The 19,808-nt window shown below is 45.3% G+C and carries 25 protein-coding genes; 5 read left to right on the top strand and 20 right to left on the bottom strand.

Going from position 1 to position 19,808, the window contains the following annotated elements:
- Positions 1-5: 5 nt before the first annotated feature.
- The 7 genes from ERX35_RS09610 to ERX35_RS09580 all read right to left on the bottom strand — a co-directional run bounded on the left by ERX35_RS09610 (position 6) and on the right by ERX35_RS09580 (position 5,704).
- A complete protein-coding gene (locus tag ERX35_RS09610) occupies positions 6-1,031 on the bottom strand; it encodes a S66 family peptidase (RefSeq protein ID WP_149459684.1) in 1,026 nt (341 codons plus the stop codon).
- A gap of 14 nt (positions 1,032-1,045) precedes the next feature.
- The gene (locus tag ERX35_RS09605) at positions 1,046-1,615 is read right to left on the bottom strand and encodes a DNA-3-methyladenine glycosylase I (protein ID WP_246143153.1); all 570 of its coding nucleotides are present in this window, start codon (positions 1,613-1,615) and stop codon (positions 1,046-1,048) included.
- On the bottom strand, positions 1,581-2,492 hold the full coding sequence (locus tag ERX35_RS09600; RefSeq protein ID WP_149459682.1) for an ABC transporter permease subunit: 912 nt from the start codon (positions 2,490-2,492) through the stop codon (positions 1,581-1,583). Before ERX35_RS09600 ends, ERX35_RS09605 begins: the two co-directional genes overlap by 35 nt.
- A complete protein-coding gene (locus ERX35_RS09595) occupies positions 2,489-3,346 on the bottom strand; it encodes an ABC transporter permease subunit (protein ID WP_149459681.1) in 858 nt (285 codons plus the stop codon). Before ERX35_RS09595 ends, ERX35_RS09600 begins: the two co-directional genes overlap by 4 nt.
- A 79-nt stretch (positions 3,347-3,425) precedes the next feature.
- Complete coding sequence (locus ERX35_RS09590) at positions 3,426-4,019, bottom strand: NUDIX hydrolase (protein WP_149459680.1); 594 nt, start codon at positions 4,017-4,019, stop codon at positions 3,426-3,428.
- A 32-nt stretch (positions 4,020-4,051) separates the two neighbouring features.
- Positions 4,052-5,209: a chromate efflux transporter gene (chrA, locus tag ERX35_RS09585; protein WP_149459679.1), complete on the bottom strand. Its 1,158-nt coding sequence runs from the start codon at positions 5,207-5,209 to the stop codon at positions 4,052-4,054.
- Between the two features lie 66 nt (positions 5,210-5,275).
- The gene (locus ERX35_RS09580) at positions 5,276-5,704 is read right to left on the bottom strand and encodes a hypothetical protein (RefSeq protein ID WP_170234608.1); all 429 of its coding nucleotides are present in this window, start codon (positions 5,702-5,704) and stop codon (positions 5,276-5,278) included.
- Positions 5,705-5,921: 217 nt separating this feature from the next.
- Between ERX35_RS09580 and ERX35_RS09575 the strand changes: the two genes are divergently transcribed.
- On the top strand, positions 5,922-6,437 hold the full coding sequence (locus tag ERX35_RS09575; protein WP_149459677.1) for a DUF402 domain-containing protein: 516 nt from the start codon (positions 5,922-5,924) through the stop codon (positions 6,435-6,437).
- Between the two features lie 10 nt (positions 6,438-6,447).
- Here the strand turns inward: ERX35_RS09575 and ERX35_RS09570 are convergent, their stop codons facing one another.
- Genes ERX35_RS09570 through ERX35_RS09560 form a run of 3 tightly spaced genes read right to left on the bottom strand, consistent with a single transcriptional unit; the run spans position 6,448 to position 8,260 of the window.
- A complete protein-coding gene (locus ERX35_RS09570; RefSeq protein ID WP_149459676.1) occupies positions 6,448-7,380 on the bottom strand; it encodes a cation diffusion facilitator family transporter in 933 nt (310 codons plus the stop codon).
- Positions 7,381-7,427: 47 nt separating this feature from the next.
- Positions 7,428-7,841 carry a hypothetical protein gene (locus ERX35_RS09565; RefSeq protein WP_149459675.1) on the bottom strand — a complete coding sequence of 138 codons (414 nt, stop codon included), beginning with the start codon at positions 7,839-7,841 and terminating at the stop codon, positions 7,428-7,430.
- Positions 7,842-7,894: 53 nt separating this feature from the next.
- Positions 7,895-8,260 (bottom strand): thiol-disulfide oxidoreductase DCC family protein, encoded by a 366-nt coding sequence (locus tag ERX35_RS09560; protein ID WP_149459674.1) that lies wholly within the window; start codon positions 8,258-8,260, stop codon positions 7,895-7,897.
- 106 nt (positions 8,261-8,366) lie between these two features.
- On the opposite strand from ERX35_RS09560, the gene ERX35_RS09555 reads away from it, so the two are divergent.
- On the top strand, positions 8,367-8,798 hold the full coding sequence (locus ERX35_RS09555) for an organic hydroperoxide resistance protein (protein WP_149459673.1): 432 nt from the start codon (positions 8,367-8,369) through the stop codon (positions 8,796-8,798).
- Positions 8,799-8,838: 40 nt separating this feature from the next.
- Here ERX35_RS09555 and ERX35_RS09550 read toward each other — a convergent pair whose 3' ends face one another.
- The 6 genes from ERX35_RS09550 to ERX35_RS09535 all read right to left on the bottom strand — a co-directional run bounded on the left by ERX35_RS09550 (position 8,839) and on the right by ERX35_RS09535 (position 13,951).
- On the bottom strand, positions 8,839-10,071 hold the full coding sequence (locus tag ERX35_RS09550) for an aminopeptidase (RefSeq protein WP_149459672.1): 1,233 nt from the start codon (positions 10,069-10,071) through the stop codon (positions 8,839-8,841).
- Positions 10,072-10,137: 66 nt separating this feature from the next.
- Positions 10,138-12,324, bottom strand: coding sequence for a heavy metal translocating P-type ATPase (locus ERX35_RS09545; RefSeq protein ID WP_170234607.1), 2,187 nt, complete (start codon positions 12,322-12,324; stop codon positions 10,138-10,140).
- A gap of 73 nt (positions 12,325-12,397) precedes the next feature.
- Positions 12,398-12,616 (bottom strand): copper chaperone CopZ, encoded by a 219-nt coding sequence (copZ, locus tag ERX35_RS11490; RefSeq protein ID WP_170234606.1) that lies wholly within the window; start codon positions 12,614-12,616, stop codon positions 12,398-12,400.
- 15 nt (positions 12,617-12,631) lie between these two features.
- Positions 12,632-12,874 carry a metal-sensitive transcriptional regulator gene (locus ERX35_RS09540; RefSeq protein WP_149459711.1) on the bottom strand — a complete coding sequence of 81 codons (243 nt, stop codon included), beginning with the start codon at positions 12,872-12,874 and terminating at the stop codon, positions 12,632-12,634.
- Between the two features lie 98 nt (positions 12,875-12,972).
- Entirely contained in the window at positions 12,973-13,125 is a 153-nt protein-coding gene (locus ERX35_RS11485) for a hypothetical protein (protein WP_170234605.1), read from the bottom strand.
- 337 nt (positions 13,126-13,462) lie between these two features.
- Positions 13,463-13,951 (bottom strand): GyrI-like domain-containing protein, encoded by a 489-nt coding sequence (locus ERX35_RS09535; protein WP_211360012.1) that lies wholly within the window; start codon positions 13,949-13,951, stop codon positions 13,463-13,465.
- Between the two features lie 139 nt (positions 13,952-14,090).
- On the opposite strand from ERX35_RS09535, the gene ERX35_RS09530 reads away from it, so the two are divergent.
- The 3 genes from ERX35_RS09530 to ERX35_RS09520 all read left to right on the top strand — a co-directional run bounded on the left by ERX35_RS09530 (position 14,091) and on the right by ERX35_RS09520 (position 16,375).
- The gene (locus ERX35_RS09530) at positions 14,091-14,819 is read left to right on the top strand and encodes an ABC transporter ATP-binding protein (protein WP_149459670.1); all 729 of its coding nucleotides are present in this window, start codon (positions 14,091-14,093) and stop codon (positions 14,817-14,819) included.
- The gene (locus tag ERX35_RS09525; protein WP_149459669.1) at positions 14,816-15,943 is read left to right on the top strand and encodes an ABC transporter permease; all 1,128 of its coding nucleotides are present in this window, start codon (positions 14,816-14,818) and stop codon (positions 15,941-15,943) included. The genes ERX35_RS09530 and ERX35_RS09525 overlap by 4 nt, the downstream gene beginning before the upstream one ends.
- Positions 15,944-16,174: 231 nt before the next feature.
- Positions 16,175-16,375, top strand: a complete 201-nt coding sequence (locus ERX35_RS09520; protein WP_133444102.1) for a cold-shock protein — start codon at positions 16,175-16,177, stop codon at positions 16,373-16,375.
- A 92-nt stretch (positions 16,376-16,467) separates the two neighbouring features.
- On the opposite strand, the gene ERX35_RS09515 is transcribed toward ERX35_RS09520, so the two are convergent.
- The 4 genes from ERX35_RS09515 to ERX35_RS09500 all read right to left on the bottom strand — a co-directional run bounded on the left by ERX35_RS09515 (position 16,468) and on the right by ERX35_RS09500 (position 19,710).
- On the bottom strand, positions 16,468-17,595 hold the full coding sequence (locus ERX35_RS09515; RefSeq protein ID WP_149459668.1) for an MFS transporter: 1,128 nt from the start codon (positions 17,593-17,595) through the stop codon (positions 16,468-16,470).
- A 90-nt stretch (positions 17,596-17,685) separates the two neighbouring features.
- On the bottom strand, positions 17,686-18,087 hold the full coding sequence (arsC, locus tag ERX35_RS09510; protein WP_149459667.1) for an arsenate reductase (thioredoxin): 402 nt from the start codon (positions 18,085-18,087) through the stop codon (positions 17,686-17,688).
- 13 nt (positions 18,088-18,100) lie between these two features.
- Complete coding sequence (locus ERX35_RS09505; protein WP_149459666.1) at positions 18,101-19,390, bottom strand: arsenic transporter; 1,290 nt, start codon at positions 19,388-19,390, stop codon at positions 18,101-18,103.
- Positions 19,387-19,710 carry an ArsR/SmtB family transcription factor gene (locus tag ERX35_RS09500; protein ID WP_149459665.1) on the bottom strand — a complete coding sequence of 108 codons (324 nt, stop codon included), beginning with the start codon at positions 19,708-19,710 and terminating at the stop codon, positions 19,387-19,389. Before ERX35_RS09500 ends, ERX35_RS09505 begins: the two co-directional genes overlap by 4 nt.
- Positions 19,711-19,808 lie beyond the last annotated feature (98 nt).

Here is a 19,808-nt window from a genome sequence, read left to right as displayed (position 1 = left end):
TGACGCTAAATAAAACGCTGTGTAAAATGTCCCTTCCCTTGTTCCATGTCTATCATACCATACGCCCCGTTAATGATCGTCATCTGCGGCGGCTTATGGCCGAAATCCACATCGTAAAGCACAGGAACATTTAACGTTGTCGCCATCTCCCGGTAAACGTCTTCATACTGATAGCTCTCTTTTATTTTCGGTTTGCCGACCCGGCTGAAGATGATACCGGCGCAGTCTTTAAACCAGCCGGCATACATCATCTGGACAAGTGACCGTTTGAAATCGACTGTGTCGAGCTCGCTGTCATCGATATACCATACAATGGATTCATTATTAGTATGATTCTTCCTGAATGCTTCAATATCACCGTATTCCGTACCGATGAGATGGCGGAAGCAGTCGATACAGCCGCCGAGCATTCTTCCCTCCATATGCATGCCTGACACTTTCTCACCTGCTGCATCGAAGCCTTTCCATTCCGTCTGTTCAGACAGCTTAAAGACGATGGACGTCGGATTTTCATGATCCCATTCTTCCTGATATAGTTTGGATGACACCTGCTCGACCGAGTCGCCGGATTTCGTATTTAATACTTGCAGCCACTTCGCCGTCACTTCATCCATCGCTTCACCGCGCAGGTCGACGATATTCGCCATATGGGCTGTCGCAATGCCTGTCTTCAGCGTAATCGGCAGCATGACGGTTGAAATATCTGAGTAGCCGGTCAGCCATTTGGGCTTCAGCTTGCTGAAATCAAGATGTTCCAGCATCTCCACCGCAAGATGACCACCCCACGGCGGCATGATGATGTCTACTTCATCGTCGTTCATCATCGCTATCAAACCTTCAGCCCGTTCTTCACCGGAACAGGCCCGCGCATTCTCCTGCCCCCATATCTCCGCTTTCTTCTTAATCTTGAAACCACGCTCTTCCATCCGTGCAAATGTATTTTTAAACAATGTTTCTGTCTCGCGGTAAATGCCGTTTGAGACCGGTGTCACACCGATCACATAATCCGGCTTCATTTCAGGGTATTTCATCGTCATCATCCTTTTTATCGTAATCGATCCTGAATCATACCAATAGCACTTAAGTATGAATAACTGACGACCGGGCCGATAAACTTGAAGCCGCGCTTTTTCAGGTCCCTGCTCACCGCTTCAGAGAGTTCATCCTTCACCGGGACATCTGCTTCCCGTTCGTAATAGCGGACGACAGGCTCGTCTACAAACGCCCATATATAGTCTGAGAAAGAGCCGAATTCCTGCTGCACTTTCTGAAAGGCCCGCGCATTGGTCACGACGCTTTCAACTTTTGCCCGGTGCTTAATCATATCCGGTATGTCCAGAATCGTATTAAGTGTATTATCATCATATTTCACTATTTCAGCGACCTCAAACCCGCTAAATGCAATTTGCATCGTTTTTCTTTTCTTCAGCACCGTCAGCCATGACAAACCGGCCTGAAATCCTTCTAGAATCAGCAGCTCAAATAACAGCCAGTCATCAAAGACCGGCCTCCCCCATTCCGTGTCGTAATATTCGGTCAGCAAAGGATGTGCATCTGCCCAGCTGAAACGTGTCATAAATTCACCTGTTTTCTTCAGAATTTTCCAGTGCTTCACTCAGCAGCTGGAATGCAAGCAGCAGCATAACAACAAAACAGAGCGGAACAACAAATGTCCACCATGAACTATATAACTCTCTCATATGATAGCCGAGCAGAGAGGACAGCTCTCTGACAGCTGGTTTTGTCGGTGGAGAAGGACAACCCGGTCCAAAGCAGACGTCCGTCCCGCCAAAAAATATCGCTAAAAATGAAATGTGAGCCATGACCATAATAGATTGATAAACCAGCCGCGTAAAGATAATCAGCAGCCGTGATTTAATATTCGGTAATACATGATGCCACAGTAGTCTTATCTTCCCTGCGCCGAGGACAACAGCTGAATCAATGAAATCGCGTTTCAACAGTTGCCTGATTTCATCTCGAATCACGATTAACGTTGTCGGCAGCAGCACAAGTGCCAGCACGACTGTTGTATAAATTACGCGTGTAGTTCTACTGTACACAAAACCATCCAGTGTCTCGACGACTACCGGCTCAAGCAGAATATAAGCAATAATTGCCTGGGGAATAAAGTAATAGGATGTTAAGACTGCATCAGTCACGAAGTCAAAACTTCCTTTCTTAAAACTCAGCCACGCACCGGCAATAAGAGCCAGCAAAAAACAAAAAAGTGCAATACCAATCACAAATAGTAGCGTGATACGCAGACCGGCCAGCGCTTCAAAAAATATATGATAACCATCAGCATCTGTGCCAAACCAAACATCTCTGCCCGGTGCAATCGGGCTTCCAGCTTTGATGTCACCAGCCGCCGTCTTCAAATAAAAGGTCTGCGGCACTTGTCTGTTCAATACATCGAAGTAGATAACACTAATCGCAAAAGGAATAACGATAAAAACAAGAGACAGCAGCAGTTTCATGTGCTTCTTCATAACGATACTCCAGTGAATCTTTCAATAAAGAATTTCAAGCCTATGAACATCATATAAAGCGGGATGAACATAAGGATAAGCACTGTCAGTATAATTTCAGGCTGATGATAAGTATAAAGAAAAGACGTCGCTCCAAAAATTCCGAATAGAATCTCCATGACAAACAGACTGGATAATGTCATCCATACTACTTGTCTGAAGTTAATATAATAAATAGAAGCGATATTAGGCATAATATGCTTAATAAGAATTTCAGTCTCTGATAAGCCTTTCCCTTTAGCCGTCATGACATAACTTTCACTGCGTTCCTCTTCGATAGCCTGATCGAGAATTTTGTAGAACTGAACAAAGGGAACGATCGACAGCAGCACAGCCGGCAGCAGTATAATGTCTTTATCGACAGTTGAGGCAACATCAATAACCAATAGACCTGTGTGTTTATAAGTAAGGATGACTAATAAGATAACAATCGGCATAATGAAAATATCCGGCAGGTAACCAAGTACTCTAACAATTCTCGTCATCAGCCAGTTCAACCATTTCACTCGTTTGGCGATGGCAATCATTAAAAAACTGAGAACAATAGCGATGATCAGCGCGAGTATAAATATCTTCATCGTGTTCAACCACGGCTGAATGATGAAAGGAAAGAGCTTCCTCTCAATGAATCCACCCGCAATCTGGAAGTGAAAGTCATAAATATGAATCAGATTTCCGGCCAAATGCGCGAGACTCACTATATAATGCTGGACATTTAAGCCCTCGACTGTAAACAGTTGAGTGAACGGCGCAATAATTATAAAAGAAATGAGAACAATAAGCAGACGCAGGCTTTCAACTATCAGCTGTTTCATATAATCCCTCCCACCCTATTATATAATGAATATTCAGATAATTACTATATTTTCAGAAAAATTCATAAATAAAATCAGCTTACGCCGCTTTTATGATTGCTGCTATTTTTTTGTAGTAGTCAGCTGCATGCGGGACAAAGTCTTCCATCCGAACTAATGTCTCGTCGCCGGTCATGACGCTGATACCTTCTAATTCATCCAGTTCCATATTGAAGAACTGCACAATTAAGTGTTTCTCGAAGCTGATCAAGTCACATACTTCCTGGTCTTCAAAATTAATCTGCTGCAGTTCGTCGTCTGTCACATGATACGTATGGACATGGGCAAACTCGCGGTCGATATAACGGTCAATTCCTTCGATATCTATTTCAGCCTTGATGATTTCCGCCAGCTTCAACCGGCTGGTCTCCGGTTGAATGCCAAGTTCTTCTTTAATCTCACGGTAAGCATCCTGTATCGTTTCGTCGCTTGTGAGATGGCCGCCGACTGAAATATCAAGCATGTCCGGGAAGTCTTTCTTATCTTCAGCACGCCGCTGGAAATACACGAAGTTCTCATCGAAGAGCAGGCACTGAAATGTTTCGTGCCATTCTCCTGTCCGGTGCACTTCATCCCGGTCCATCACGCCTTTATAATTACGATTCATGTCGACAATCCTTAACTGCTCTGTCATATGATGACCTCCTTATTAAGTCTCAATACTCGTTACCTGTAGACGATTAACCCGATAATGATTCCTGTTACAACGATCAGCCACGGTGCAATTTTGAAGTAGTGCAGCATGATAAAGAGCAGTGCTGCGACTAAAACATCAAGCGGCGCTGTAATGGTATGCGTGATGATCGGTGTGATCCATGCTGCTGCCAGTATACCCAGCACGCCGGCATTAATCCCCTTCAATGCACGGCGCATCACTGTATTTTTGCGCATCTGCTCCCAGAACGGCAGACAGCCGAGTATGAGCAGGAATGCCGGCAGAAAGATGGCGAACATTGCAAACAGGCCGCCGAGCAGCCCTTTGATAACAGCTCCTAAGTAGGAGGCGAATGTAAACAACGGGCCGGGCACCGCCTGCGCAAAGCCGTATCCCGCGATAAAATCATCCGCCGTCATCATTCCGGGTACAAATTCCCGTTCAAGCAGCGGCAGTACAACATGACCGCCGCCGAACACAAGCAGCCCTGAGCGGTAAAACTTATCGAACATGTGCAGCCAGTCATTATCCACTAAGCTGGTGACAAGCGGCAGCACCAGCAATATTGTCAGCAGAACTATAAGACTAACTATTCCCGTTCTTTTCGAAACCGGTACTAAGAAGCGGTCTGATTGATCATCTCCTGCCGCTTTAAACAGTATAATACCGCTAACGCCTGAGATAATGATAATGCCAATCTGGGTGAACGCAGTCGGCAGCAGCAGGCTGACGAAAAGCGCTGCTGCGGCAATAATAACTGCTGCGCTAGACGTCATGCTCGTTCTGCCCATGCCGAGCAGTGCATGCAGCACGACTGCGACAGCGACTAGTTTTAACCCTTGGATCCAGTCAAGTGACACTGAAAATGTATGAATGAGATAGACCGCCGCAATTAACAGCAGTACTGACGGCAGCGTGAAACCGAGAAAAGCAAGTATCCCGCCGATGATTCCACCGCGCATCATGCCGATGGCCATCCCTACTTGACTGCTGGCAGGCCCCGGCAGAAACTGGCAGAGGGCGACCAGATCCTGATACATCTTATCGCTCAGCCATTGCCGCCTTTCTACATATTCATTCCTGAAATAGCCTAAATGTGCGGTCGGCCCGCCGAATGACGTCAAGCCGAGCTTTAACGCCACCATAAAAATTTCTATTAACCGGTTCATACGTTCCTCCTGAAGCAATGATTACTCCTATCATACTATGTTTTAGCAGTCTGTAATATTACAATACTATTGAGAGATTGTTGAGGACTGCAGCCGGGCGACGACTAGAAAATAGCATACATGTGAGAGAAACCAGCCTGCAGCACCAATAACAGACAATGGAGATAACGGCCTTACAGCAAGTGCTGTCAATATAAAGTAGAGCGCACAAGTGAAAATTAGGCTGATGATGAGCGCCGCTTTATAGAACCTCCCATATTTCCGGGCAATGACTAACAGCAGCATGTAAATAATAACTCCGGTTATCATATGATAAGCAGCTTCTTCAGCGAATGACGGCTTCCTCTCCCTATAATCAATCATGAAATCGACATTCAACAGTAGTTTGGTCAGCTGCGTATGAAATAGAGCGTCCCATAGCACATTCAGCAGCAACAGGAAGACCGCAGTGCCTATGCTGTAAAGTCCATGCTTCATTTCTTGTCCTTCTTTCATGAAAAATAATTTACTTCAACTTCATGCTATATAGGCATATTAACCAAAATAGTCATGCTTTCGTCATAAATTTACTCCAGATAAAATATTTTCCCTAAAAATATGTGCGAAGTTTTAAGTTATCTTATACAATAAGACAATAGGCGAAAAAGTTAAACGCTTTCAAATTAAAGCACTGCCCTATTTATCATTCTCGAGAACTCAAAGGAGTGATCACATGGAAGATACTATATTAATCAAATCATATAAATACCCTAACAATCCTCACGTTGAATACAAAGGCAAACTACTGGATGAAACTTCTCATTACTGGCTGGTTTACTGCCCGAAATTCAATGAACTTAAGCATTTCATCAACGAACAGACGTACATATCAGAACATGCCAGTCTGCATTTCTTCTCAAAATATCACGGCTACACCGTGTCTATCTGCATCGATGATGACATGAAACCGCTCAGCATGTTCTGCAACATCTCCACGCCATGTAAAAATGAGAACGGCAATATCACTTATATTGATATCGATATGGATTATGTCAAAACAAGCGAAGGTCTCTGGTTCCTGAAAAATCATGAGATGTATTTAAAGAACAGCAGAAAATACCACTATCCTATTCAGCTGACTAATTTCGCTGTTGTGTCATTACAGGAACTGAAAAACAATATTACAAACGGTGTCTTTCCGTTCGGCGTCCAACAATTTGATACAGTAAAGCACCTTATCGCTAAATAAGGTGCTTTCTTTAATGATGATGGCTGTGCGCCTGTTCCTGATGGGTGCAGATAATCGATGCTGCGTGCTGCGTCGTCGTGCATTCCACTTGGATAGTCGTATGGCCGATATTCTTGTGCTCCAGTCGATGACTGATCTCTTCCTGGATCATTTGACTTTCCTGGACAGTCATCCCGCCATCAACGACAACATGGCAGCTCAGTGCATTCTGTCCGCTCGTAATGCTCCATATATGCAGATCATGTAAATCTATTACACCGTCAACCTCATTAATCGTGCTGATGACTTCATCGATATCGACGTTAGCAGGTGTCCCCTCCATCAAAATATGGACAGCGTCACGCGTCACTCTGAAGCCGCTGACGAGCACTAGTAAGGCAACGATGATACTGGCAATCGGATCAGCGATACCAAGATTAAAGAACATAATGAGCAGTGCTGCGATAATCGCACCGACAGAACCAAGCAGGTCCCCGATGACATGCAGGAAAGCTGCGCGGATGTTCAAGTTCTCATGCGTATCACCGCGCATCAACAGCCACGCGACAAAGATATTGACGAGGAGACCGATGACAGCGATGATCAGCATGCCCCTTGATGCCACTGCCGGTGGATGCTGGAAACGGCCGACCGCTTCTACTAATATGTATAGTGATATACCGATCAATGCAACGCCATTGACTACAGCAGCTAATATTTCAAATCGCTTATAGCCATATGTCTTCGTATAATTTGCTGACTTCGTACCATAAACGAGTGCCATCAATCCTACACCGAGCGATATAGCATCAGACAGCATATGTCCCGCATCTGACAGCAGTGCAAGACTATTCGTCATAAACCCGCCGACTGCTTCAACAATCATATAGGCGGTAATAACAATAAAGCTCAGTAACAGTGCCTTTTTATTTGCCGTATGGGCATGGTTATGTTCACCTGCCATACTATCACCTCTTATCTCTCGAGCCTGCAGTCCATGCCGGCATATACTTATTTCAACCAGCCGCGCAGAAATTTCTCTACTTTTGCCGCTTCATCAACGACATCTTTAATGCGGTCTACTTTCTGCTGGTCCGTCACAAACGCTGAGACAATCCCGGTATCAAGAATCGATTTCACAGAATCACTGACAGACTCTTTCGGTACATGCCCGTCAGTTGTCACTGTCTCATCCGCGACTGCACTGACTTCTGCACTGCCTTTTTTATTTTTATCAGAATGATTTTTCAGTAGTGCGGTCGTCGTCGTTAAGAACACTGTCGCAAGACCGCTGTATTTCTGCAGCTGATTCAGCTGTTCAGTCACCTGCTCGCGACTTTCTAATTTTCTCACATAGCCCATGACGTCTTTCGTGATATAAATACCTGCTCCAATGCCAAATCCTAGTCTCAGCCACTTTTCCATATGTAATTCCCTCGCTTTTAGTTAGTTTTTCAGTCGTTATGTTCTTATCCTCTTTACCCAATAAACCGTTTTTTATACGCATCCGGCATTATTTCGCATGACTTTGGTGCGAGCCGGTGGCGGTATTTAGCGATGATTTCATAAAGTGCATCTCTTAACACTTTTGGTACAAGCCGGCCGGCAAAGGCAAGTTTTCTGCAGCCGATTGCGGCCAGAATTTCGATCACGGCATCTGATTTCGTATAACTGTGCCGGCCGGCAATCAGCATGACGCTGTCAGCCGTGCGCACGGGCAGGCTCTGAAAGAACGCCGAGTACTGATCAGCAAACAACAGCCGTTCATTGCTGTCATGTTTCAGCAGCCAGCGGATCCAGTACTGACAGAACCCGCAGTCACCATCATAAATCACAACATTCATCGCTCTCACCTCTATCAGTTTATCATATACTTTACCCGTTATATGTTTCAACAGCTACGTTCAGTGGAACTATAATTGTAGATTTAAACTATAAGGAGCGATGACTATGAAGACTATTTATGAAACGAGCGCGATTAATACCGGCGGCCGTGCAGGTGAAGCCTATACAGAAGACGGCAACTTAAAAGTCAAGGTCGACAAACCAAAGGAAATGGGTGGTACAGCGACGACTGAAACGAATCCGGAACAATTATTCGCAGCGGGTTACAGCACATGTTTCAACAGTGCGCTTGAACTCGTACTGAAAGCAGCTCATAAAGATTATGAATCAAGTCAGGTCAAAGCAACAGTCCGCTTAATTGAAGACCCAGATGACAAAAACAGCTTCAAGCTCGATATTGATTTAGCAGCAGATATTAAAGGACTATCACAGGCCGATGCAGAGAAATTCATCAAGATTGCTCATAAGCACTGCCCTTACTCAAAAGCGCTGCACGGCAACGTCAATGTGAACTTATCAGCGACAGGCACTGAATAATAAAGAATGGACGGTGTCATATGACACCGTCCATTCTTGATTATTCCACCCAGTTCCCTTGACGGAACACAGGGACAACTTTACCATCTCTTGTGATGCCGTCGATATCGAGTTCTTTGCTGCCGATCATAAAGTCGACGTGTGTTAAAGAGCTGTTCAAGCCGACTGCATCGCGCTCTTCCTCGGTCATCTCGTTTGCTCCGGGCACTGGTCCTGGATAAGCTTTGCCGAGAGCAACGTGGCATGATGCATTCTCATCGAACAATGTGTTGTAATAAAGAATACCGGAGTTCGAAATCGGTGAATCAACCGGTACTAACGCTGCTTCTCCTAGTCGTCTTGCACCTTCGTCCGTATCCAGCAGTTCTCTCAGGGCATCAAAGCCTTGTTCTGCCTCAAAGTCAGTGACTACACCATCTTTAAAAGTCAGCTTGAAGTGATCGATGATCTGTCCTGCGTAACTCAGCGGCAGCGTATTGCTGACGACACCGTTCACCCGGCGGTAATCCGGTGACGTAAACACTTCTTCTGTCGGCATATTGACTTTAATATCAAGGTTACCGCGGCTTTTATGGCCGCCGCCTGCAAACTGTGAGCCGTCAATCAGACCGATTTCAAGGTCAGTGCCCGGTGCCGTATATTTCAGCCGGTCAAAGTTGAAATCACTTAACCATTTAGCACGTGACTTCAGAAAATCACCGTGGGCATTCCATGCGGCTACTGGGTCTTCCTGATCCACCCGCACTGTTTTCAATATATTTTCCATCAGTTCAGCTACTGCTTCTTCCTCTGCTAAGTCAGGGAAGACAAGCTTCGCCCATTCTGGACCCGGGTAGCCGACGATACACCACGGCTGGTCATGACGCATGCGTGAATCACTGAGTTCCTTTGATACTTCACGGCCGGCACGATTAGCTGCCGCAAGTTTTTCAGGAGCAGCATCTTTCAGGCTTTCAGGAGATGTCGCGTGAATAAACAGCATTGATACTTTTTCCTGCAAGTAATAGTCGTTTTTCACTTTTAAATAAGGTGGTAAGTCTTCAATAGTTTCGATAGACTGATATTTCATATGGTCCTGCTGAAGCGTGCTGTCAGACAGCTCAACAATGACTTTCTTCGCTCCAAGCTCATAGCTCGCTGTTGTAAACGCGCGCACTAAATCAAGTGCACGGACGTCTGACAGCACGACAACTGTTTCGCCCGGCTGCACGTTCAATCCGACTTTCGCAATGACTTCAGCATATTTTTTGATCTGTTCAGTAAACTGTTTCATCCAATCACCCCAGTGTTTTATTATTCACATTATATCGGAAGCCGAAGTAATTTGTAAATGAATATACTATTTAATCTTCATCCGCTGCAGCCGTAAAGCGTTCAGCACAACAGAGACTGAGCTGAATGCCATCGCAGCACCCGCTACCCACGGCGCAAGCAGACCAAGTGCTGCGACAGGGATACCAATGACATTGTAGCCGAATGCCCAGAACAAATTCTGCTTAATGTTGCGCATCGTCTTCCGGCTCATAATGAGCGCATCAGCAATACTGTTCAAATCACCGCGGATCAATGTAATATCGGCTGCTTCCATTGCAACGTCAGTCCCTGTCCCGATTGCCATACCGATGTCCGCTGTGGCAAGTGCCGGTGCATCATTAATACCGTCGCCGACCATTGCTACTGTCTTGCCCTCTGACTGCAGCCTGCGCACTACTTTCGCCTTGTCTTCCGGCAGCACTTCTGAAATGATCTGATCCACACCTACTTGTCTGCCGATTGCTTCTGCTGTCCTCTTGTTATCTCCAGTCAGCATGATGACTGCCACACCGAGAGATTTCAGGCGTGCCACAGCTTCTCCCGAGGTTTCTTTCACTGTGTCAGCAACCGCGATCAGCCCTTCGAACTTATTGTCGACAGCAATCAGCATGACTGTCTTACCATCTGCTTCAAATGCATGCATCTGTTCCAGCACGTGTTCATCGACAGAGACTGATGCCAGCAGTCGCTCAGTGCCGATGATGATTTCACGGCTGGCGATGACTGCTTGAATACCATAGCCCGGGATTACTTGAAACTGGTCAGGCTTAACTAATGTCAGCTCTTCCGCTGCTGCTTTGTTGACGACCGCTTCAGCAAGCGGATGTTCCGACTGCTTCTCAGCAGAAGCAGCAAGTGTCAGCAGCTCTGCATGCGGCATATCGACTGATATGATATCTGTCAGCACAGGCTGACCATGCGTCACTGTCCCGGTCTTATCGATCACCACTGTATTGACTCGGCCCGTCTGCTCAAGAAACTCTCCGCCTTTGAACAATACGCCCGCTTCAGCAGCACGCCCGGATCCTGCCATAATTGATGTCGGCGTCGCGAGTCCGAGCGCACACGGACAGGCGATGACGAGCACGCTGATTGTAATTTCAAGTGCCTGGGCAAAGTTGCCCGGCGCAGCGAACATATACCAGATGAGTCCGGCCGCCAGTGCAAGAGTGATGACAATCGGCACAAAAACATTGGAAATTTGGTCAGCCAGACGCTGAATCGGTGCTTTCGAACCTTGAGCGTCAGAGACGACTTTAATAATCTGTGCGAGCGCTGTCTCTTTACCGACTTTCGTTGCACGCATCGTAATAAAGCCGTTCTTATTAAGCGTCGCCCCGTAAAGCGTGTCACCCGCACTTTTGTCGACCGGCAGACTTTCACCTGTCAGCATTGATTCATCCACCGCTGACTGTCCTTCCAGCATTTCACCGTCAACTGGGATTTTTTCCCCGGGTTTCACCTGCACGATGTCTCCTATGATGACTTCTGCTAACGGAATCGTCAGTTCTTCGCCATTACGGCTGACCACTGCTGTTTCAGCCTGCAGCCCCATCAGTGCTTTTATAGCGCCGGACGATTTACCCTTCGCTCTTGCTTCTAATAATTTCCCGAGCAATATTAATGTGATCAGTACAGTACTCGTCTCAAAATAAAGGTGCGTATGATGTCCTTTAAACATCTGGTAGACACTATAGCCATAAGCCGCTGATGTACCGAGTACAACAAGGACATCCATATTGGCACTGCCATTTTTCAGTGCTTTATAGGCACCTGTGTAGAACTGCCGGCCGATAATGAACTGCACCGGCGTGGCAAACAGCAGCTGAACCCACGGATTCATCAGGAGCACCGGCACCCGCAGAAAAGACGTCAGCTTAAAGTGACCGAGCATCGTCCATAACAATGGCAGCGACAATACCGCAGCAGCGATGAACTTAATGAGCTGCCGGCGTGACTCCTCGCCCCTTATATCTTCTGTCTGTTGTGAGTCTACTTCCTGGAATGCGCCGTAGCCAAGTTTCTCAATCCGCGCTATAATATGCGCCGCATCAGTCATGTCCGGGTCATAAGTCACTGTTGCATGTTCCAGCGCTAAATTGACATTCGCTTCATCAATGCCTTCCATTTTGTTCAGCACTCTCTCTATACGGCTGGAGCAGGCAGCACACGTCATACCTGTGATCTCAAGCTCTGTTTTGTGCGGTTTCATTTATTCACCTTCCTATACCATACCAGGGTATATTTAAATTAAAAAATAAGTGCGAAAAATTCGCACTCTCTCACTATTCTATTGTCGGAATCACTTCGTAGCCCTGCTCTTCGATGGCATCTTTAATATCTTCGACAGCGGCTTTCGTATCGTCAAATCCTACAGCGACTTCCCCGCTTTCAAGATTCACGGTCACATCGTTTACCCCTTCAACTGCACTGACACTTTCTTCTACAGCTGAACGGCAGTGTTCACAAGTCATACCTCGTACGTTCAATGTTTGGTTTGCCATATTAACCACTCCTTGTTATTTTCTCATTAACTTCTGCATCGTGACTAACAATTCATCCAGCACTTCATCATCACCGGCGTTCAACCGGTTGACAACGCAGCCTTTCAAGTGACCTTCAAGCAGTATTTTCGCCACGCTGTTAAGCGCTGACTGGGCAGCTGATAACTGCGTGATCACTTCATCACAGTAGACATCTTTCTCTATCATCCCTTTAATCCCGCGGATCTGCCCTTCTACTCTGTTCAGACGGTTGACCATATCTTTTTTGACATGATCAGGATGGTGGCTCCTGCGTTCTTCTGTCAATGGCAACACCTCCTGTTACATAGTAATCATACCCCCTAAGGGTACTATTGTCAAACAGATGAACTGACTGCTGCTAACTCCGGCAGCTGTCCGAGTGCTACTTCCGTTGAGAAATCCCGGATCAGCAGAGTATTAGAACGCTCACTGAACCGCTCTGCATCACTCCCGCTGTCCAGCACAAAAAATGTGACGATGTTATCCACTCAAAATTTGGTCCACAAATCAAAATGCGGGCCATTTTCTTTCAAATTTGGTCCACAAATCAAAATGTGGCCCATTTTCATTTCAAATTTGGTCCACAAATCAAAATGTGGGCCATTTTCATTTCAAATTTGGTCCACAAATCAAAATATGGCCCATTTTCATTTCAAATTTGGTCCACAAATCAAAATGTGGGCCATTTTCATTTCAAATTTGGTCTACATTTTAAGTCCTTTGTGTTTCTGCAGACAATATGGGTTTTGTCAATCTGACTCAATACCAAATTTACACAAAAAAGAAGCAGCAATACAACCGCTCTGCTTCACTCTTAATATTTTTTCACTTCTTCTTAACAGGCAGCCATATTTCGCTGTATTTTATTTCACTGTTGTTGTTCTGCGTGAATGATATTTCCGGGCCTGCTGTCACTATGTAATCTGATTCCGGCAGCCACTCTGCATAAATCATCCCCCATATATCCTGCAGGGTCTGCGGAAATGGTCCTGTGCTCGGGAATACGGCCCATGTGCCGCTTTCGACATGCAGCTGCTTCAGTTCGTCTGTCGGGTTGTCTTTCGCTGTGATGAAACCGATCATATGCGTCAGCTCCCCTTTTCCTTCAAAGCGCGTGTCGTCAAAGTCAAAGGAAGCATTGACGACTTGATGAGGATATAAATCATTCAAGCAATTCATCGTGTCATGTTGTGATGCAGTGATGCTCTGTGCAAGTTCTATGATTTCCGCGTTTAATCCTTCAAAGCGGATAGGCACTCGTTTAGTCACACCGACGATATTAAATGCGTCTTTCTCTTCAATCCTCACTTCCACTGCCGTCACCCCTCACATCATTTTAGGTTACGCTTACATTGTACATGAAATCTTCAATATAATCGATTAATCAATCATATAGGTACTGTGAGCCATATATCGTTATAATGTAAGAAAGTCCAACTTATGGAGGTGCCCTATGGCAGAACAGATTATTATTAATAATGTCTCCAAATCCTTCGGTAATGCTCAAGTGCTGACTGGTATCGACTTCGATATGGACAGCGGCAGAATATACGGCTTTATCGGGCCGTCTGGTGCGGGCAAGACAACGCTTGTGCGGATGATTGCAGGGCTTGACTATCCGTCTGCCGGCAGTATTTATGTGCTTGATAAAGTAGTCCCTGATAGATCGCTCATGCAGCACGTCGGCTTTATGGCACAGTCTGATGCTTTGTACAGCGAGTTAACGGGACGTGAGAATCTGGCATTCTACTGTTCTTTATATTCACTTAAGAAGAATGTCGCGAAAGAACGCATCGCTTATACAGCAGGTCTTGTCGGTCTGGAAAACGATCTGAACAAGAAAGTCAGCCAGTATTCAGGCGGTATGAAGCGGCGCTTGTCACTGGCGATCGCACTGCTGCACAATCCGACGATTATTATACTGGATGAGCCGACCGTAGGCATCGATCCGGAACTGCGCCGGTCAATATGGGAGGAGCTTGCGAAACTTAAAGCGCAAGGAAAGACGATTATTATGACGACGCACGTAATGGATGAAGCAGAACGCTGTGACTATATCGCGATGATCAAAGATGGTACGATACTGGCATCAGGCACGCCTTATCATTTGAAGACTCAGTATCATGCAGCGTCATTCGATGATGTCTTCATTAAGGCCGGCAGAAAGCAGGTGCCGCTATGAGAATGACAGGAATCGTCAAACGCATACTGCTTGAGAAGCTGAGAGATAAACGGACACTTGCCATGCTGTTCATTGCGCCGCTATTCATTTTGACGCTCATGCACGCAGCCTTTGACAACAGCACGAAGAAACCTGCAATCGGCACTGTAAATATTGAACCTTCTATAGTAGATAGACTAGAAGACAGTGAAATGACTGTGACGGATTACAGGAATAAGCCGTCTGACTTAAAGTCCTTTATGGAAGATCATCAGCTGGACGGCATAGTGATCAAAACTAAAGATAAAGTGACTATCAAGCTGCTCAATGATGACCCGGCTATTGCGAACAAAATTAAGCTGCTGGTCAATCAGATTTACCAGCAGAAAACACAGAGCACGTTAATCGATGATATGAAAGCACAGCTTAAAGACCTCACTCAAGTACTCAATAAAATCCCGTTCAGTCCGACAAAAAATATGACAGTCAATAAACCAGAACAGACGACGGTCAAGACTGATTATATTTACGGCAGTAAAGATACATCAGCTTTTGACACTTTGTCACCAGTGCTCATCGGCTTTTTCGTATTTTTCTTCGTCTTCCTTATTGCAGGTATCGGTTTCTTGAAAGAACGGACGACAGGTACGCTTGAGCGGATGCTCCTGTCACCGGTAAAAAGATACGAAGTGACACTCAGCTATGTCATCAGCTACGGACTGCTTGCATCAATCCAGACACTTGTCATCGTCCTGTTCGCTGTCTTCGTACTCGGCATTGCTGCACCTAAGACCATCCTGCAAGTAATTGTCGTCAACTTGTTTGTGGCACTCGTCGCATTGTCACTCGGGCTGTTATTATCAGCGTTCGCCAAGTCGGAGTTCCAGATGATTCAGTTCATCCCGCTCGTCATTGTACCGCAAGCCTTTCTCTCAGGATTGTTTCCACTTGAAAATATGGCGGGCTGGCTGCAAGTACTTGCCAGAATTATGCCGCTGTACTACGCTGGAGATGCACTGAAGAAAATCATGTACAAAGAGTGGCCGCTCAGCGCTGTCACTTTAGATATCATCGTTCTCGCTGTATTTGCATTGCTGTTCATCGGTCTGAACGTTGCAGCACTAAAGAAATACCGTAGAATTTAACGCTGAATTGTCCAATTATTTCAAACTAATATAATTTCTATTAATATAAATTGATACTTTACTGGACAAAGCCATTTATGTGTTATATACTAAGAGTAATTAAATCGAACGTTTAAAAGGCAACGCATTCACATGGTACAAAAGTAACGTGGTTTGTTAATACTTTTGTAACGTGTGAATTTCTTTTTGAGAAATTCTGATTTAGTAATAATTATTTGGAGGTCATTACACATGACACAAGGTACAGTTAAATGGTTTAACGCAGAAAAAGGTTTCGGTTTCATTTCAGTTGAAGGCGGAGACGACGTATTCGCTCACTTCAGCGCTATCGAAGGCGACGGCTACAAAACATTAGAAGAAGGACAAGCTGTTGAATTCAACATCGAAGAAGGCCAACGTGGTCCTCAAGCAGCTAACATCGTTAAATTATAATTTAACCTTCAAGACATCTCCTAGGAGATGTCTTTTTTTGTCTATTTATTTGAGTCAGCGGCAATAAAAAAGGACCGCTTTATTGCCGCTGACTACAGCTCTTCCAGTTCTTCGGCAAATGGCCTGAACAGAATAGTGACTAGACTCAATATACTATAGACAATGAACAATCCTCTGAATCCTGTGACTTCCAGTATAAACCCCGAGAAGAATGTTCCGAGGAACTGACCGGCAGCAAGCGTCACAAATGTGATGATAATACCCATCGATGGGAACTCCACATAGAGCCTTGAACTCCAGAAAGCATACACACCCATACTGAACACGTAAATCATGCCGAACAATACCGTTGAAGCTGCCATCAGCATACTGTTCTGAGTCAGTATTAACATGACGTTGGCAGCAGCAAGTGATAATCCTGTGAATATATGGATGCGCGTCAGACCGAACAACTCAAAGGCACGTCCGGCAAAACCGCCGAGCAGGCCGCCGAGACCGAGCGTCACCCAGAACAGACTCGTCCACTGTTTGAAGTCCGTCTCATAAATATAGGACTGGAAATACGTCCAGTACGCTGATGTCCCGATACCGAGCAGCACTGTGGAAAGAATCAGCTTTCTGCCGTAGAAAATATACCGTAGATCCATCTTATAGTTCAAATGTCCCATATTAACAAACGGCAGCTTCTTATAGTTCACAAGTGTGATCAGTACACTGAGTACAATGAACGTAAAGTAACTGTACCGCCAGTGTCCTTTAAAGAAGAAGACAACCAGTCCTATAATGACAAGGCCGAGACCAATGCCGGTATTGAGCCAGGCATTGCTTCTATCCTGATAACCATATGTCACTTCTTCTTTAATAATATAGCCGAATGGTGACGTAGCCATACCAGCAGAAAATCCGAGTATGCAGACTCCTATGCCAAACAGCATATAATGAGTGGAGAGCACCAGCAATGACAGTCCGAACAACGATAACAAAGCTGATATAAGCAGATCGTCGCGCGGCTGGACGTTTTTGAAGACAGTAAAGACCGACAGCAGCCCGAGTATATATGTTAAATAAGAGACCGCTGAAATCAGACCAGATATTTGATTAGTCATCTGCAGCGGCCCATTGAAATAAGGCAGCAGCAGACCATAACTAAAGCGCGAAATGCCATAAGCCATTGCGATAAATATAATACCTGTAAAAACAAGCTGATTTTCTTTATTCATATCATTAACTCCCGCTAAACATATCGCTCGGTATTTACCCTTTCCTGTTAAAATAAACCTGTAATAAATTTACAGGTTTATTTTATTTACCTACTCACCAGTCTCACTGAATGCTTTAATACGCGTGCCAATTTCGTCTCTGACGCGCTGAAATACTGACCAGTCCTGCCCGGCTGGATCGTCGAATCCCCAGTGCACTGTCTTCACATGAGCCGGTGTCACAGGGCAGACGTCTCTTGCATGATCACAAAGTGTGATGACTAAGTCAGCACTGTTCAACAGTTCACTGTCTATTTTATCTGACGTCTGCTCAGTAATATCAATCCCTACTTCTTTCATTGCCTCTATCGCTTTAGGATTGACGCCGTGCGTTTCAATCCCTGCGGAGTATACGTTCCATTCAGGTAAATATTTTTTCCCGAATCCTTCTGCTATTTGACTGCGGCATGAATTACCCGTACATAAGAAATATATCGTCTTATTCTTTTTCATTGTCATTCTCCTTTTAATTTAATAGCATCGATAAATATAATCCGACAAGTGTCATGAACAACACCGGAATCGTGATGACGATACCTGTCTTGAAGTATGTACCCCATGAGATTTTGACGCCTTTACCACGCAGTACATGTAACCATAACAATGTCGCAAGTGAGCCGATCGGTGTAATCTTTGGACCAAGGTCACAGCCGATGACATTGGCATAGACGAGCGCTTCTTTGATGGCCCCTGCTGTCTGCGCCTGATGAATCGCAATAGAATCAATCAGCACAGTCGGCATATTGTTCATAATGGATGACAGCACAGCTGACAAGAATCCCATTCCCATCACCGCACCGAACAACCCGGTCTGGCTGATGTGATGAATCAGATTTGCAAGCACGCTTGTCAGACCGACGTTTTTCAGGCCGTAAATCACGACATACATACCGATAGAGAAGAAGACGATAGCCCACGGTGCACCTTTAATGACTTTCGCAGTATGCACAGCACCACTTCGGCGTGCAAACAAAATGAACACTAAGGCGATGATTCCAGCGATGAGTGACACAGGGACATGAATGACGTCGCTGAGTAAATAACCCATCAGCAGCAGTCCGAGGACAATCCATGACATAGTGAACAGTGTCTTATCCTTGATCACTGAGGCAGGTGCCGGCAGCTGCGTCTCATCATAGTGTCTCGGCACGCGTCTGCCGAAGTAAAGCCATAACACGATGATACTTGCGAGCAGACTGAAAATATTCGGCAGCAGCATATGTTTGGCATATTCCAGAAAGCTGATATCGAAGTAATCCGCAGATACAATGTTCACAAGATTGCTGACAATCAGCGGCAGACTCGTCGTATCCGCAATGAAACCGGAAGCAATGATGAACGGGAAGACCATCTTCTCATCAAACTTCAGATTACGCACCATCGCAAGCACGATTGGCGTCAAAATCAATGCCGCCCCGTCATTCGCAAAAAATGCTGCGACGACTGCACCGAGCAGACAGACGTAGATGAACATCAGAAATGAATTTCCCCGCGCCAGATGCGTCATATGCAGGGCCGCCCATTCAAAGAAGCCGATTTCATCTAGAATAAGAGAGATTAAAATGACAGCGATAAACGTAAACGTCGCGTTCCAGACAATACCAGTTACAGCGAGTACGTCATTGAAGTCAACGACGCCGAATAGTAAAGCAAGCAGCGCCCCACCGACTGCAGAATAACCGATTGATAAACCTTTCGGCTGCCAGATGACAAGTGTTAATGTGATTAAAAATATAAGAACAGCAATCCAGGTCATGATTCACAACAACTTTCTTTAGTAATTTGGTCGCACACACAGTGAGTGTTGTCAGTAAATAACTGCTCAATGAACTGCATGGTACGATTCGTCGTCTCACGGTTCAGCGCATACATCACGCGCGTGCCTTCTTTCCATGAAGTCACTATATCCATATCTTTCAGCTGCTTCATATGATGAGACAGTGTCGGCTGAGTGACATTGAAATGTTTAAGAATATCACATGCACAGAGCGGACCACATGACAACAGATCAATAATCTCAAGCCTATTGCGGTCTGACAGTACTTTGAACACAGCGGACAGTCGTTCGTAGTCCATATACTTCCTCCTTAATATAGATGTTCGTCTATATAATAAAGGAAATATAGATAAGTGTCTATATTAGAAAAATAGTTTTTGTCAGTGAACGATATTCG

The organism is Macrococcus equipercicus (genome assembly GCF_004359525.2).
GTDB classification, from domain to species: domain Bacteria; phylum Bacillota; class Bacilli; order Staphylococcales; family Staphylococcaceae; genus Macrococcus; species Macrococcus equipercicus.
The sequence above is the reverse complement of the archived record's forward strand: the minus strand, read 5'-3'. Positions and strand labels throughout refer to the sequence as shown.

What these genes read in the sequence shown, in the direction of transcription:
- ERX35_RS09590 (WP_149459680.1), bottom strand. Translation starts at nt 4,019, where the DNA reads ATGACAGAGCAGTTAAGGATTGTCGACATGAATCGTAATTATAAAGGC.
- ERX35_RS09550 (WP_149459672.1), bottom strand. Translation starts at nt 10,071, where the DNA reads ATGAAACAGTTTACTGAACAGATCAAAAAATATGCTGAAGTCATTGCG.
- ERX35_RS09520 (WP_133444102.1), top strand. Translation starts at nt 16,175, where the DNA reads ATGACACAAGGTACAGTTAAATGGTTTAACGCAGAAAAAGGTTTCGGT.
- chrA (WP_149459679.1), bottom strand. Translation starts at nt 5,209, where the DNA reads ATGAACCGGTTAATAGAAATTTTTATGGTGGCGTTAAAGCTCGGCTTG.
- ERX35_RS09580 (WP_170234608.1), bottom strand. Translation starts at nt 5,704, where the DNA reads ATGAAAGAAGGACAAGAAATGAAGCATGGACTTTACAGCATAGGCACT.
- ERX35_RS09500 (WP_149459665.1), bottom strand. Translation starts at nt 19,710, where the DNA reads ATGGACTACGAACGACTGTCCGCTGTGTTCAAAGTACTGTCAGACCGC.
- ERX35_RS09515 (WP_149459668.1), bottom strand. Translation starts at nt 17,595, where the DNA reads ATGAATAAAGAAAATCAGCTTGTTTTTACAGGTATTATATTTATCGCA.
- ERX35_RS09560 (WP_149459674.1), bottom strand. Translation starts at nt 8,260, where the DNA reads ATGAATGTTGTGATTTATGATGGTGACTGCGGGTTCTGTCAGTACTGG.
- ERX35_RS09525 (WP_149459669.1), top strand. Translation starts at nt 14,816, where the DNA reads ATGAGAATGACAGGAATCGTCAAACGCATACTGCTTGAGAAGCTGAGA.
- arsC (WP_149459667.1), bottom strand. Translation starts at nt 18,087, where the DNA reads ATGAAAAAGAATAAGACGATATATTTCTTATGTACGGGTAATTCATGC.
- ERX35_RS09595 (WP_149459681.1), bottom strand. Translation starts at nt 3,346, where the DNA reads ATGAAACAGCTGATAGTTGAAAGCCTGCGTCTGCTTATTGTTCTCATT.
- ERX35_RS09600 (WP_149459682.1), bottom strand. Translation starts at nt 2,492, where the DNA reads ATGAAGAAGCACATGAAACTGCTGCTGTCTCTTGTTTTTATCGTTATT.
- ERX35_RS09530 (WP_149459670.1), top strand. Translation starts at nt 14,091, where the DNA reads ATGGCAGAACAGATTATTATTAATAATGTCTCCAAATCCTTCGGTAAT.
- ERX35_RS09545 (WP_170234607.1), bottom strand. Translation starts at nt 12,324, where the DNA reads ATGAAACCGCACAAAACAGAGCTTGAGATCACAGGTATGACGTGTGCT.
- ERX35_RS09565 (WP_149459675.1), bottom strand. Translation starts at nt 7,841, where the DNA reads ATGGAAAAGTGGCTGAGACTAGGATTTGGCATTGGAGCAGGTATTTAT.
- ERX35_RS09505 (WP_149459666.1), bottom strand. Translation starts at nt 19,390, where the DNA reads ATGACCTGGATTGCTGTTCTTATATTTTTAATCACATTAACACTTGTC.
- ERX35_RS09575 (WP_149459677.1), top strand. Translation starts at nt 5,922, where the DNA reads ATGGAAGATACTATATTAATCAAATCATATAAATACCCTAACAATCCT.
- ERX35_RS09570 (WP_149459676.1), bottom strand. Translation starts at nt 7,380, where the DNA reads ATGGCAGGTGAACATAACCATGCCCATACGGCAAATAAAAAGGCACTG.
- ERX35_RS09555 (WP_149459673.1), top strand. Translation starts at nt 8,367, where the DNA reads ATGAAGACTATTTATGAAACGAGCGCGATTAATACCGGCGGCCGTGCA.
- ERX35_RS09540 (WP_149459711.1), bottom strand. Translation starts at nt 12,874, where the DNA reads ATGGTCAACCGTCTGAACAGAGTAGAAGGGCAGATCCGCGGGATTAAA.
- copZ (WP_170234606.1), bottom strand. Translation starts at nt 12,616, where the DNA reads ATGGCAAACCAAACATTGAACGTACGAGGTATGACTTGTGAACACTGC.
- ERX35_RS09610 (WP_149459684.1), bottom strand. Translation starts at nt 1,031, where the DNA reads ATGAAATACCCTGAAATGAAGCCGGATTATGTGATCGGTGTGACACCG.